The organism is Planotetraspora kaengkrachanensis (assembly GCF_016862895.1).
GTDB lineage: Bacteria > Actinomycetota > Actinomycetes > Streptosporangiales > Streptosporangiaceae > Planotetraspora > Planotetraspora kaengkrachanensis.
In genome coordinates, this window is the sequence record NZ_BONV01000006.1 from 155,067 (window position 1) to 166,638 (window position 11,572).

Annotated in this window: 13 protein-coding genes; 8 read left to right on the forward strand and 5 right to left on the reverse strand. The window is 71.7% G+C overall.

The features are described from left to right. Positions 1–172: 172 nt before the first annotated feature. Positions 173–841, reverse strand: coding sequence for a GntR family transcriptional regulator (locus Pka01_RS10520; RefSeq protein WP_203882473.1), 669 nt, complete (start codon positions 839–841; stop codon positions 173–175). A gap of 192 nt (positions 842–1,033) precedes the next feature. Here Pka01_RS10520 and Pka01_RS10525 point away from each other — a divergent pair, with 192 nt between their 5' ends. Both Pka01_RS10525 and Pka01_RS10530 read left to right on the forward strand, forming a co-directional pair. Continuing rightward, the gene (locus Pka01_RS10525) at positions 1,034–2,119 is read left to right on the forward strand and encodes a mandelate racemase/muconate lactonizing enzyme family protein (RefSeq protein ID WP_203882474.1); all 1,086 of its coding nucleotides are present in this window, start codon (positions 1,034–1,036) and stop codon (positions 2,117–2,119) included. Positions 2,120–2,268: 149 nt separating this feature from the next. After that, positions 2,269–3,024, forward strand: a complete 756-nt coding sequence (locus Pka01_RS10530) for an ion transporter (RefSeq protein WP_308442228.1) — start codon at positions 2,269–2,271, stop codon at positions 3,022–3,024. Between the two features lie 17 nt (positions 3,025–3,041). Here the strand turns inward: Pka01_RS10530 and Pka01_RS10535 are convergent, their stop codons facing one another. Continuing rightward, a complete protein-coding gene (locus Pka01_RS10535; protein ID WP_203882476.1) occupies positions 3,042–3,803 on the reverse strand; it encodes an SDR family NAD(P)-dependent oxidoreductase in 762 nt (253 codons plus the stop codon). A gap of 370 nt (positions 3,804–4,173) precedes the next feature. On the opposite strand from Pka01_RS10535, the gene Pka01_RS10540 reads away from it, so the two are divergent. From Pka01_RS10540 to Pka01_RS41210, 4 genes are all read left to right on the forward strand, one after another. Continuing rightward, the gene (locus tag Pka01_RS10540) at positions 4,174–4,506 is read left to right on the forward strand and encodes a tetratricopeptide repeat protein (protein ID WP_203882590.1); all 333 of its coding nucleotides are present in this window, start codon (positions 4,174–4,176) and stop codon (positions 4,504–4,506) included. A gap of 91 nt (positions 4,507–4,597) precedes the next feature. Then, the gene (locus tag Pka01_RS10545) at positions 4,598–5,170 is read left to right on the forward strand and encodes a nucleosidase (RefSeq protein ID WP_203882477.1); all 573 of its coding nucleotides are present in this window, start codon (positions 4,598–4,600) and stop codon (positions 5,168–5,170) included. Between the two features lie 94 nt (positions 5,171–5,264). Then, entirely contained in the window at positions 5,265–6,227 is a 963-nt protein-coding gene (locus tag Pka01_RS10550; protein ID WP_203882478.1) for an alpha/beta hydrolase, read from the forward strand. Positions 6,228–6,271: 44 nt separating this feature from the next. Next, the gene (locus Pka01_RS41210; RefSeq protein ID WP_275414446.1) at positions 6,272–6,400 is read left to right on the forward strand and encodes a hypothetical protein; all 129 of its coding nucleotides are present in this window, start codon (positions 6,272–6,274) and stop codon (positions 6,398–6,400) included. 137 nt (positions 6,401–6,537) lie between these two features. Here Pka01_RS41210 and Pka01_RS10555 read toward each other — a convergent pair whose 3' ends face one another. Beyond that, positions 6,538–7,476: a GlxA family transcriptional regulator gene (locus Pka01_RS10555; protein WP_203882479.1), complete on the reverse strand. Its 939-nt coding sequence runs from the start codon at positions 7,474–7,476 to the stop codon at positions 6,538–6,540. Between the two features lie 86 nt (positions 7,477–7,562). On the opposite strand from Pka01_RS10555, the gene Pka01_RS10560 reads away from it, so the two are divergent. Then, positions 7,563–8,798 (forward strand): MFS transporter, encoded by a 1,236-nt coding sequence (locus Pka01_RS10560; RefSeq protein ID WP_203882480.1) that lies wholly within the window; start codon positions 7,563–7,565, stop codon positions 8,796–8,798. Between the two features lie 18 nt (positions 8,799–8,816). Here the strand turns inward: Pka01_RS10560 and Pka01_RS10565 are convergent, their stop codons facing one another. Next, the gene (locus tag Pka01_RS10565; RefSeq protein ID WP_203882481.1) at positions 8,817–9,572 is read right to left on the reverse strand and encodes an SDR family NAD(P)-dependent oxidoreductase; all 756 of its coding nucleotides are present in this window, start codon (positions 9,570–9,572) and stop codon (positions 8,817–8,819) included. A gap of 102 nt (positions 9,573–9,674) precedes the next feature. Between Pka01_RS10565 and Pka01_RS10570 the strand changes: the two genes are divergently transcribed. Continuing rightward, a complete protein-coding gene (locus Pka01_RS10570) occupies positions 9,675–10,307 on the forward strand; it encodes a TetR/AcrR family transcriptional regulator (protein ID WP_203882482.1) in 633 nt (210 codons plus the stop codon). 420 nt (positions 10,308–10,727) lie between these two features. Here Pka01_RS10570 and Pka01_RS10575 read toward each other — a convergent pair whose 3' ends face one another. Further along, positions 10,728–11,462 carry a DUF7158 domain-containing protein gene (locus Pka01_RS10575; protein ID WP_203882483.1) on the reverse strand — a complete coding sequence of 245 codons (735 nt, stop codon included), beginning with the start codon at positions 11,460–11,462 and terminating at the stop codon, positions 10,728–10,730. Between the last annotated feature and the right edge of the window lie 110 nt (positions 11,463–11,572).

Here is an 11,572-nt window from a genome sequence, read left to right on the forward strand (position 1 = left end):
GGGCACGCAGCCCGCCCGGGCGGTCCGGGTCCGGTGGTGTCCGCATCGGCTTCCGCTGCCCCGGAGACGGCAGGTCGAACATTCCCGAGAAAACAGTCATGTCGGACTCGTGGTCGTGGTGCCGGTGTCGGTGTGACCGCCGCCCCGCCCGGGCGCGACGTGTACGCGAACGTCAGTCGAACGCCGCGAGATGGCGCTCGCGCGCCCGGGCCAGATGCTCCCGCATGGCTGCCTCCGCGCCGTCAGGGTCGGCGGCCTGGATGGCGGCGGCGATGCGCCGATGCTCCTCGACGGTCGCGCTCGCCTGGGCGTAGGGGAAGTAGCGCCGGTGCAGGTGCAGGTGTGCGTGCAGCCGGTCGATGCCGTCGCGGAGCAGGCCGTTGCCGGAGGCCTCGGCGACGAGGTCGTGGAAGCGGGCGTCGAGGGCCGTGAACGCGGCATGCCAGCCGTCCGGGTCGTCCTCCTGTGGCGCGACGGTCGTGGCCGCCTCGGCGGAGACGGCCTCCCGGTGTGCGGCGTCGGCCCGTTCCGCGGCCCACCGGGCCGAGGTGCACTCCAGCAGCGACCGCATCTCGAACATGGCGTCGAACTCGGCCCTGGTCAGCAGCGGGCTGACCGTGTAGCCGACGAGGGGGCGCTTGCGGACGAGGCCGTCCGCCTCCAGGCGGGCCAGCGCCTCGCGGATCGGAGTGGGTGACACCGCGAACTCGCGGGCCAGTGCGTCGATGTTGATCCGGTCGCCGGGGGACAGGCTGTGCTCGAGCACCAGGCCCTTGAGCGCCTCGTACACGTCCTCGCCCAGCGTCGAACGCCGGAACCTGATCTGGTCTGGGCGTGCCATCGGGCTCCTTCCGGCAGCCGGCTCGATTCCATGAATGTTAGGGGCGATCCGAGGAGCGGCTATACAGCCATGAAATATCCTATAGGATCCACGATGACGTAAAAGGGGCGTCGTGATCCGGGCCACGAGGTGCCCACCGCGGCAGAGGTCGCGGCGCGTCCGGAGTCCGTCCCGTCTCAGCGAGGAGCTTCGTTGCCCACGATCAGTCACGCCGAGGCGTATCTCGTCGACCTGGAGGTCGAGACCGTACGCACCGACGCGGTCCAGTCGTTCCTGAAGCAGGAGACCGTCTTCGTCGAGATCGGGACCGACGACGGCGGCGCGGGAACCGGTTACTCCTACACGATCGGCACCGGCGGCACGGCCGTGCTCGCCCTGCTCCGCGACTACCTGTTGCCGCGGCTGGCCGGCGCGGATCCCCGGCGGGTGGAGGCGGTGTGGCGGGACCTGTTCGCCGCGACCCGGGCCACCACGGTGGGCGCGATCACGTCCCTGGCGCTGGCCGCCGTGGACACGGCGCTGTGGGACTGGCGCTGCCGTGACGCGGGTCATCCGTTGTGGGTCCTCGCGGGAGGCGCGAAGGACCACGTCCCGCTCTACGACACCGAGGGCGGCTGGCTGCATCTGAGCACGGACGAGCTGATCGCGGGCGCCAAGGAGAGCCAGGCCGCGGGCTGGCGCGGGGCCAAGCTGAAGATCGGCCGTTCGCCGGTGGAGGACGCCGAGCGGCTGGCCGCCGTGCGCGCGGCCGTCGGACCCCGCTTCGACCTGATGCTCGACGCCAACCAGTCGCTCACGGCGGCCGAGGCCGTACGGCGGGCGAGGCTTCTGGAACCGTCCGACCCGTACTGGTTCGAGGAGCCGCTGCCCGCCGACGACGTCTCGGGGCACGAGACGCTGGCCGCGGCGAGTTCGATCCCCGTCGCCGTCGGCGAGTCGATGTATTCGGTGGCGCAGTTCCGCGAGTACCTGCACCGGGGCGCGGCGGGCATCGTCCAGGTCGACGTGGCCCGCATCGGCGGGATCACCCCGTGGCTGAAGGTCGCGCACCTGGCCGAGGCGTACAACGTGCCGGTCTGCCCGCACTTCCTGATGGAGCTGCACGTGAGCCTGTGCTGCGCGGTGCCGAACAGCGGTTACCTGGAGCACATCCCGCAACTGCGGGCGATCACCCGTGCGGAGATCGAGGTGGTGGACGGGCAGGCCCTGGCGCCGGCCGCTCCCGGACTCGGCATCGAGTGGGACCGCGACGCGATCGACGACCGCAGGGTGGGCTGAGCGCGCGGGCCACGCCGGCCGGTGATCATCTGCCCGTGGGAGTCACTACGATCACACGTGACCATCCGCACCCGGGCAGGAAATCAGGAGTCCCCGTGGCCTGGCGCGACCGTGTTCGCACCGTAGTTGAAGCCCCCAGAACGCAGCATGTGATCACCGTGGTGATCCTGATCAATGCGGCGACACTGGGACTGGAGACGTCCCCGGCGCTGATGAGGGCCCATGGCGGCCTGCTCACGATCGTCGACCACGTGGCCCTGTACGTCTTCGTCGCCGAACTCCTGGCCAAGCTGTACGTCTACCGGCTGGAGTTCCTGCGCGACCCCTGGAACATCTTCGACAGCGTCATCATCGGCACCTCCCTGCTGCCGCATTCGGGTGAGCTGTCGGTGCTCCGCGCGCTGCGGATCATGAGGGCGCTGCGGTTGATCTCCGTGGTGCCCAGCCTGCGCCGCGTCGTCTCCGCGCTGCTCGCCGCCGTGCCCGGCATGGCCTCGATCGCCGTGCTGCTCAGCCTGGTCCTCTACGTCGCCGCGGTGATCTCCACCAAGCTGTTCGCGGCCACGACCCCACACTACTTCGGCGACCTGGGCACCTCGTTGTTCACCCTGTTCCAGGTGATGACGGGGGAGGCCTGGTCGGACGTCGCCCGCGAGGTCATGGCCGTCCATCCGGCCGCCTGGATCTTCTTCGTCGTCTTCATTCTGATCTGCACCTTCGTCGTGCTGAACCTGTTCATCGCCGTCGTCGTACGGGCGATGGAGGACGACCACGCCAGGGAGGCCGGGCAGGCCCGCGAGGCCGAGCAGCACACCCTTGAGGGCGTCATGGCGGAGCTCAGGGCGTTGCGGGCGGAACTGCGCGACTCGCGGCAGGAGCAGGAAGGGGCCGCGCTCAGCCGGTGAGGGCTTCCCCGGCGGGCCTACGCCCTGATCGGCAGGCCCGCGGTGAGCCCGCCGTCCACCGTGACGACCTGCCCGGTCAGATAGGCGCACGCGTCGGACGCGAGCAGGACGATGACGGCCGCGATGTCGTCGGGGCGGCCGAAACGGCGCTGGGGGATGACCTCCAGGACCGCCGACCGCACCTCGTCGGTGCCCGTGGCGCGGTGCATCATGGCGGTCTCGGTGAATCCCGGGGCCACCGCGTTGACGCGGATACCCGAGGCGGCTCCTTCGAGGGCCGCGACCCTGGTCAGGCCGATGACGGCGTGTTTGCTGCCGACGTAGACCGAGGCCGAGGTCAGTCCGATCTCTCCGTAGACGGACGTGATGTTGACGATGCTTCCGCCGCCTTGGGCCAGCATCGCCCGGAACTCGTGCTTCATGCTCAGCAGCATGCCGAGCACGTTGGTGTCGAAGGTGTCCGCGTAGCTCTCGGGGGTCTGCTCGACGATCGGGGCGATCCGGCCCTCCGTCCCCGCGTTGTTGACGGCGACGTCGAGCCGGCCGAACCGCTCGACCGCCTGATCCACCAGGCCTTCGACGTCCGCTTCGTGGCGCACGTCGGCGCGGGCGAACACCGCTTCCGTGTCCAGTGCGCGCAGTTCGCCGGCCAGGGCCTCGCCCGCGTCCTCGTGCCGTCCGGAGACGACGAGTTTCGCGCCGTTCTTCGCGAAGGCGAAGGCGGTCGAGCGGCCGATTCCGGTCAGCGCGCCGGTGATGAGTACGACGGGAGTGGCCATGGCCGTGGTCCTTCATCGTCGTGCGCCCGGAGCCGCCGGCGGGCGGGCGCGTGCGGCTGTGGACGGACCGGCGGGCCCGCCCGGATCTGAGTCGACGAGCCCGATGTTGCCCGCGAGGCCGCACGGCAACCCGGCTTGCCGAAACAGGGTGAAATCATGGCGAATCTCTGCCTACTCGGAGACGGAGCCCAGCACCGGAGATCAAGGGATCGGCGCCGGTGCGATCGAGGTGACAGGCGTTCTCCACGAGATCGCGGCCGGGAAGACGCGGACGGCGCGGCTGGTTGAGGGGAGCGGGCCGCCCCACGAGCGGCGGCCCGTGGAGAGAGGAAGGGAAGCGGTGTCCTACGAGGAGTTCCAGCGCGGTCAGATGTTCTTCGAGGCCAAGGATTACGCCGAGGCGAGCCGCATTCTCGCGCCCGTCGCCGAGGGGGAGCCGGGCAATCGCGCGGTGGTCGAGCTGCTGGGACGCGCGTATTTCCACAGCGCCCAGCTCGGCCGGGCGGAGGACGCGTTCAGGAGCCTGGTCGAGCTCGACCCGGTGAACGGCTGGGCATACGAGGCCCTGGCCCGGACGCTGGAGCGCCGCGGCCGGGCGGACGAGGCCGGGCGGTACCGCAAGCTCGCTCTGGCCATGGGGACGGAGGAGACCGGGGAGATCGAGGTGTCCGTCTCCGCAGCGGACCTGGTCATCGGGAGCTGAGCGCCTCTCCGGGGCTCTCACGCGAGGCCGGGCGTCCGAGGCTCCCGGCCTCCTGAGCCCCGGGGGTCGGGGGCCTTCTAATGTGTCCCATATGGAACTCAGCGGAACAATCACCACTGACCGGCCGCTTCTCGTCCTCGCCGTCCGCCAGGAGGCGCAGTTCCTGGACGGCGGCCTGCCGGTGCTGCTGACGGGCATAGGGAAGGTCAACGCGGCGTCCGCGCTCGCCGGGGTGCTGGCCAGAGGTCCCCTGCCGTCGTCGGTGATCAATCTGGGGACCGCCGGAGCGCTCCGCTCCGGCTGGACGGGCACCCACGTGGTGAGCACGGTGTTCCAGCACGACCTCGACACGGACGTCCTGCGCAGCCTCACCGGCGAGACCTACGGAGCCCCCCTGACCCTGGCCGGCGACGGGCCCGTCCTCGCGACGGGCGACTCCTTCGTCGCCGACGACGCCGCGCGGGACGCGCTCGCCGCCCGTGCCGATCTGGTCGACATGGAGGGATACGCCGTGGCCTCCGCCGCCCACCAGGCGGGCGTGCCCATCCGCCTGGTCAAGCACATCAGCGACGACGCGGGGGAGGGCGCCGTGAAGACCTGGCGCGAGTCCGTCGCCGACTCCGCCCGCGCCCTGCACGACTGGGTGGTCAAGAACGTCCTGTGACCCCGCGCCGCGGACGCGCGGATCGCGATTCCCCCGCCGGTTTCCCCACAGATTCCCCAGGCCGATCGACAGCCGGAAACGGAAGGGGAGAACAGTGAATCTCGAACCTGAGCGGGTGATCACAAGTCCCGCGCGTACGGCGCGACGGCTCAGGAGGGCCGCGCCTGTCCTGGCGCTCGTCGTTGCCGCCACGTCCGCGGCGGCCACGACGGCGGTCGCCCAGACCGGTGGCACGGCGTCCGGCAGGGCGGGCGGCACACTCGGCGCCACAGTCGGCCGCACAGTCGGCGGCACGGCGGCGGACCCGGTCCCGCTCGCGGGCTGCCCGTCGCCCGGACGCGTCAAGCCCACGGTCGTCCTCGTGCACGGCGCGTGGGCCGACGCCTCCAGCTGGAACGGCGAGGTGAGATCCCTGCAGCGGGCGGGCTATGCCGTACGGGCCGTGGCCAATCCGCTCCGCGACCTCACGTCGGACGCCGAGACCGTGGCCGACTTCCTGAAGACCGTGTCCGGTCCGATCGTGCTCGTCGGGCACTCCTACGGGGGCTCGGTGATCACGAACGCCGCCGCGGGCGTGCCGAACGTCAAGGCCCTGGTGTACGTCGACGCCGCGGCTCCCGACGTCGGCGAGACGAACGGGCAGCTCAGCGGCTCCGACTCCGATCTCAACGGGGATCCGGCCACCCTCTACGACAAGGTGCCCTATCCCGGAGCTCCCGCGGGAGCGGCCGATCTCTACCTCAAGAGGAAGGTCTTCGTCCGGTCGTTCGCCTCGGATCTGCCCCGGCGCACCGCCGTCCGGCTGTGGGCCACCCAGCGGGCCGCCTCGACCAGCGCGTTCACGACGCCGTCGAAGGCCGCGGCGTGGAAGACGATCCCGTCCTGGTTCTTCATCAGCACGGGCGACCGGATCATCACCCCGTCGTCGCAGCGGGCCATGGCCCGCCGGGCCGGCTCGAAGGTGACGGAATTCAAGGGCGGCTCACACCTGACGCTGATCTCCCACCCGGAGGCCGTGACATCCGTGATCGGATCCGCCGTCTGCTCCGTACGCTGACAGACTTAAAACGCTTCTGACCTGCTGTTTCTTACGCGGGCCGCATGAGGAACGCTCTTGGAGACTTCCTCCGGGCGCGGCGCGCGGCGATGCCTGCCGACGAGGCGGGTCTGCCCGCCGGCGGCGATCTCCGCCGGACGCCCGGGCTGCGCCGCGAGCCGCCTGCGCGCTAGTTCCCGACGCCCGTCCACTTGGGGCCGAAGTGACCGCTCGTCACAACACGGATCACGACGAGATGCGGTGCCGACCTGCGCGTCTTGCCGACCCTTTGCCGCCACCGCCGTCAAGGACGCACGGCCCGAGCCGGTGGTCAGCGGAAGGAGCGGCGGTAGGCGGCCGGGGTGGTGGCGAGGGCGTTGCGGAACCGGCGGCGCAGGTTCACCGCGGACGAGAGGCCGACGCGCTGGGCGATCGTCTCGACCGGGAGGTCGGTCTCCTCCAGGAGCGCGCGGGCGCCTGCGATGCGACGCTCGAGGAGCCAGCGGCCGGGGGCGATGCCGAGCTGCTCCGTGAAGTGGCGGCTGAGGGTGCGCGGCGAGGTCCCCGACCAGGCGGCCATGTCCTCCAGGGTGAGCCGCCGGTCCAGGTTGGCGGTGACCCAGTCGAGCAGCGGGGCGAGGGAGTCGGGGAGCGGGCCCGTGGTTGGCAGCGCGGGAAACTGGCGCTGGCAGCCCTCCCGGTGCGGGGCGGCCGCCAGCTGACGGCCGATCCGCATCGCCAGGGCGGCGCCGTGTGCACGCCTGACCTGGTTGAGGCACAGGTCGACGGTGGTGGCCGTGGCGCCAGCGGTCGCGACATCGCCGTGGTCGACGTACAGCACGGTGGCGTCGGCGCGGACCCTCGGGTACCGGCGGGCCAGTTCGCCGCTGAGCTCCCAGTGGACGGCGGCGGTGCGGCCGTCGAGCAGGCCCAGACCGGCCGGGATGTGGATGCCCGAGCAGATCCCGACGATGCGCGCGCCGCGGGCGTGGGCGGCGAGGACGGCGTCGCCGAGTTCGGGGGAGATGTCCGGTCCGGGGCACCAGTTCGCGATGAGGATCGTGTCGGCCTCCGCCAGGGCCTCCAGGCCGTCGGTGACGAGGATGTCGGCGCCCATCGTGGTGGCGATCGGCCCGGGCCGTTCCGCGCAGAGCCGGAAGTCGTAGAGGTGGGGGATGTCGGGGCCGTGGTAACCGAACACGGCCGACGCGCTGGTGATCGGATACATCTCCTGCGGCGGGCCGACCAGGGCGACCACTCGGTGCTTCATGGCAGGAATGTACTCAATGATGTCGTAAGCGACGCCTGTGCGAGGCCGGTCGGCTGTCCAGGATGAGTGGTCATGGAGATCGCCGCATGACCACGACCCTCGACCGCGAGGCGAAGGAGCGTGTCACTGAACCGCTCTGGACCAGGGATTTCTCGCTCTACTTCACCGCCAGGGTGGTGTCGCTGCTGGGCGACGCGATGTTGCCGGTCGCGGCGGCGCTCGCGGTGGGGGCGATCTACGGGGTCTCGGGGGTGGGGTACGTTCTCGCCGTCTGGACGGCGCCCTTCGTCCTGTTCGTTCTGTTCGGCGGGGTCTTCGCCGACCGGGTCGGCGCACGCGCCATGATGGTCGGCGCCGACCTGGTCCGGGTCCTCACCCAGGGCGTGCTGGCGGTCGCCTTCTTCACCGGAGTCCCGCCGTTGTGGCTGCTGATGGCCGCCTCGTTCCTGTCCGGCACGGCCGCCGCGATGTTCGAGCCCGGCGGCAAGGGCATGGTCCCGCTCGTCGCCAGGGACCCGCAGCGTGCCAACGGCACTCTCAAGATCGCTGAGGCGGCAACGCAGCTCGGCGGCCCGGTGCTGGCGGGGCTCCTGATGGCGTTGACCGGCGCGGGCACGGTCTACGCCTTCGACGCCGGCACCTTCCTGCTGAGCGGCCTCTGCCTGGCACTGATCAGGTTCGGTCCCCGGGCCGGCGTCGCGGCCGGTGCCGGTGAGCGCTCGACCGTCCTGCTCGACCTGCGGCGCGGATGGGTGGAGTTCCGCTCACGGAGCTGGATGTGGTCGGTGATCCTGGTCTGGGTCTTCTTCGGCATGCTCGTCTTCGGCCCCTACATCCCGCTGGGCTCCCGGCTGATCGGCGACCGCCTCGGCGAGGCCGCGTACGGCTGGGCGATGGCGGGCCTGGGCGCTGGCACCGTGATCGGAGGCTTCGTCGCGATCCGCTTCCGGCCCGTCCGCCCGCTGGCCGCCGGTGGTGTCGCCATGATCGGCTTCGCCTTCATTCCGCTGTCGGCCGCCCTGGAGCTTCCGCTCCCCGCGGTGATGGCCGGCCACCTGATCGGCGGAGCCGCGTGGGCCTTCTGGTCGGTGATGTGGTCGACCAGCGTGCAGACCCAGGTGGCCCCCGACGTGCTCAACCGCGTCACCGCCTACGAGGTGGCCGGGTCGGTCTCCGGAGTGGCCGTGGGCCAGGCCCTCGTCGGCCCGGTCTCGGCGGTCGTCGAACCGCGCGACCTGCTGTTCCTGTCGGCGGGCGTCAGCGCCGTCGTGTGCGCGGCGCTGCTGCTCATCCCGCCGATCCGGAGGCTCCGCCGGGTGTGACCGGCCCCGCTCGCACGGTCAGATCGCCGCGCGCCCACCGTCGACCGAGAGCGTGGCCCCGTGGATGTTCGAGGCGTCGTCGCTGGCCAGGAACACCACGGCGGCGGCGACCTCGGCAGGCGTGCTCGCCCGCCGGGAGGGCATCGCCGCGATCATCGACGCCAGGCGATCCTGAATGCCGGAGATCTTCTCGGTGAGGGTCGGGCCGGGGGCGACGGTGTTGACCCTGACCCCCGCCGGCCCGTACTCGGCCGCCCACGACTTGGTCAGCGAGTGGACGGTCGCCTTGGTGGCGCTGTAGAGGGCGGAGTGGGCCGAGCCGAACAGGCCGTTGATCGAGCCCATGTTGATGACGGACCCGCTGCCGCGCGCGGCCATCTCCGGGGCGATGAGGCCGGTGAGCAGGAAGGCGGCCTTCACGTTGACGCGCAGCGCCTGATCGATCAGTTCCTCCTCGACCTCCGCTGTCGGAGCCGGGTCGATCAGCAGCGCCGCGTTGTTCACCAGGATGTCGAGGTCGCCGCCGGCGGCCTCGCCGGCCGCGTGAGCGAGCTCGCGGATCGCGGCCGCGCCCCGGCCGAGGTCGGCGGCGATGAACGTGGCACGCCCTCCCGCCTGCTCGATCGAGCCGACGGTCCGCTTCCCTCCTTCCACGTTGCGGCCGGTGACGATGACGTGCGCCCCTTCGGCCGCGAGGGCCTGGGCGATCGCCACTCCGAGGCCGTCGGTGGAGCCGGTCACCAGTGCGGACCGGCCCTGCAGTCGTGCGGTCATGTGCTGCTCCCCGATAAGAGTCGAACGATAGGAGTCGAAATGGACAGCTCGAACGTCGCACCATAAAATTGGACCGGCAAGTCCAATCGAGAGGTGTGCGATGTGACCCGGGAGCTGACCCCCAAGGGGAGCGCGACGCGGCAGCGGATCATCGAGGGCGCCGCCGCGGAGATCCGCGAGCTCGGCGTCGTCACCACCACGCTGGACGACGTGCGGAGAAGGACGGCCACGAGCAAGAGCCAGCTGTTCCACTATTTCCCCGGAGGCAGGGAGGAGCTGCTCCTCGCCGTGGCGCGGTACGAGGCCGACCGCGTCCTCACCGACCAGCAGCCGCAGCTGGGCGATCTGACGTCCTGGCACGCCTGGGAGGAATGGCGCGAGGTCCTGATCGAGCGCTATCGCCGGCAGGGCTGGAACTGCCCGCTCAGCGCCGTGGTCGCGCAGCTCGGCCGCAGCACCCCGGGAGCCCGGGCGGTCGTCACCGAGATGCTCGACCGATGGCAGGCGGAGATCGCCGCGGGCGTGCGCGCCATGCAGGCCCAGCACGAGATCGACGCCGAACTCGACGCGGACCAGACCGCCGCCGCGCTCCTGGCCGGCATCCAGGGAGGTGTGGTGATCATGCTCTCGACCGGCAGGCTCACCCACCTGGAAGCCGCACTGGACGTGGCGATTCGGCGCCTTCGCGACAGCCGCCCAGCGGACGAGCGGCGGACTGTCCGGGCGAACGGCTAACGTGCGGATCGTCATCCGCATGCCGACGGAAACCGTCTCGGGACCGGAGTCGACAACTACTTCGACGGCGACGGCGCCGCGTCCGACGTGTGGTCGAGCTTCGAGATCCCACATCGGAGCCGGGTGTTCCATCAAAAGCCCGGTTTCGCGGCGGGTTACAGGCGGGACTTCTGTGGCTGGAACTTCTGCGCGCCGCTCACGACGACGGGCTGTCCCCCTCCCGGGCGCCCGCCGAGCCGGCCGGGCTCTCGGAGGGCGACGGCCCGGGCCTGCTTCACCTGACCTCGCTGCGAGAGCTCGCGAGCGGGAGCTGAGACCGGTCTCGTCCCGCACGTGCCCGCCGACCCGGCGCCGACCCGTGCGCACCGTCGAAGACGTGGCTCGGCACAGGTCGGCGCTTTCGGGGAGGACCGCCCGGTCTCAGTGGCGATGGTGGTTGTCGGGCTGGGCGGGGTCGCCCGGGTGTTCCAGCCCGGGCACCAGGCGGAGCCGGTACGCCCGGGCATGGTCGAGCCAGCGGACGAAGGCCAGGCGCCTGGCCGCGTCCAGCAGCAGGCCGCCCGGCTCGGGCGCGGTCGCGGGCTCCCGCGTGCCGAGGAGGGTCACGGTGAACCCGTCCACGGTCACGGTCTGCCCCGGAGCGGCCTCGGCGAGGGCGGCCGCGAGCCGTGCCGGCAACGTGCCGGGGGCCGCGTCGAAGTCGCCGTCCGCCGTGGACAGCCGCCACTCGGGCTCGGCGGGAGGCCGGGCCGTCGCAGCCGCGTAGGCCGCTGCCTGTTCCCCGGGCACCGTCGCATCCGCGGTCACCGCCGCGTAAACGGCCCGTACGGCGCCGCTGCCCTCGAAGGCGGCGGCGGTGATCGAGCCGAGCTCGACGGCGGCGCGCTGGTCGAGCCGCACGGGCGCAGCCCCGCCGCCCACGTCGAGCCCCCGCTCGGCCGCCTCCGCCTCGCACAGCAGCTCGGTGAGCATGACCTGGGCGACCCAGCGCGTGAGCTGCCTGTCCTCGGCGCTGCCCGGCTCCGGCAGCGCGGAGGACCGCGGCCCGCCGCGCAGGGCGGCGAGCCGGCGGTCGAGGTCGGCACGCGGCAGCGGCCGGCCGTCGAGCCAGCCGAGCACGGGTCCGACGCCAGGCGCGGACGGTGCACCGTCCACGGGGGACGCCGCGTGTGCGTGGTGGTGCCCATGCCCGTGCCCATGCCCATGGCCGACGGACGAGGCCGCAGCAGACACCGCAGCAGACACCGCAGCAGACACCGCAGGAG

Coding starts and splice junctions, on each gene's coding strand:
- Pka01_RS10555 (WP_203882479.1), bottom strand. CDS start 7,476: ATGAAGCACCGAGTGGTCGCCCTGGTCGGCCCGCCGCAGGAGATGTAT.
- Pka01_RS41210 (WP_275414446.1), top strand. CDS start 6,272: ATGAGGAACGCTCTTGGAGACTTCCTCCGGGCGCGGCGCGCGGCGATG.
- Pka01_RS10565 (WP_203882481.1), bottom strand. CDS start 9,572: ATGACCGCACGACTGCAGGGCCGGTCCGCACTGGTGACCGGCTCCACC.
- Pka01_RS10520 (WP_203882473.1), bottom strand. CDS start 841: ATGGCACGCCCAGACCAGATCAGGTTCCGGCGTTCGACGCTGGGCGAG.
- Pka01_RS10560 (WP_203882480.1), top strand. CDS start 7,563: ATGACCACGACCCTCGACCGCGAGGCGAAGGAGCGTGTCACTGAACCG.
- Pka01_RS10540 (WP_203882590.1), top strand. CDS start 4,174: ATGTTCTTCGAGGCCAAGGATTACGCCGAGGCGAGCCGCATTCTCGCG.
- Pka01_RS10545 (WP_203882477.1), top strand. CDS start 4,598: ATGGAACTCAGCGGAACAATCACCACTGACCGGCCGCTTCTCGTCCTC.
- Pka01_RS10535 (WP_203882476.1), bottom strand. CDS start 3,803: ATGGCCACTCCCGTCGTACTCATCACCGGCGCGCTGACCGGAATCGGC.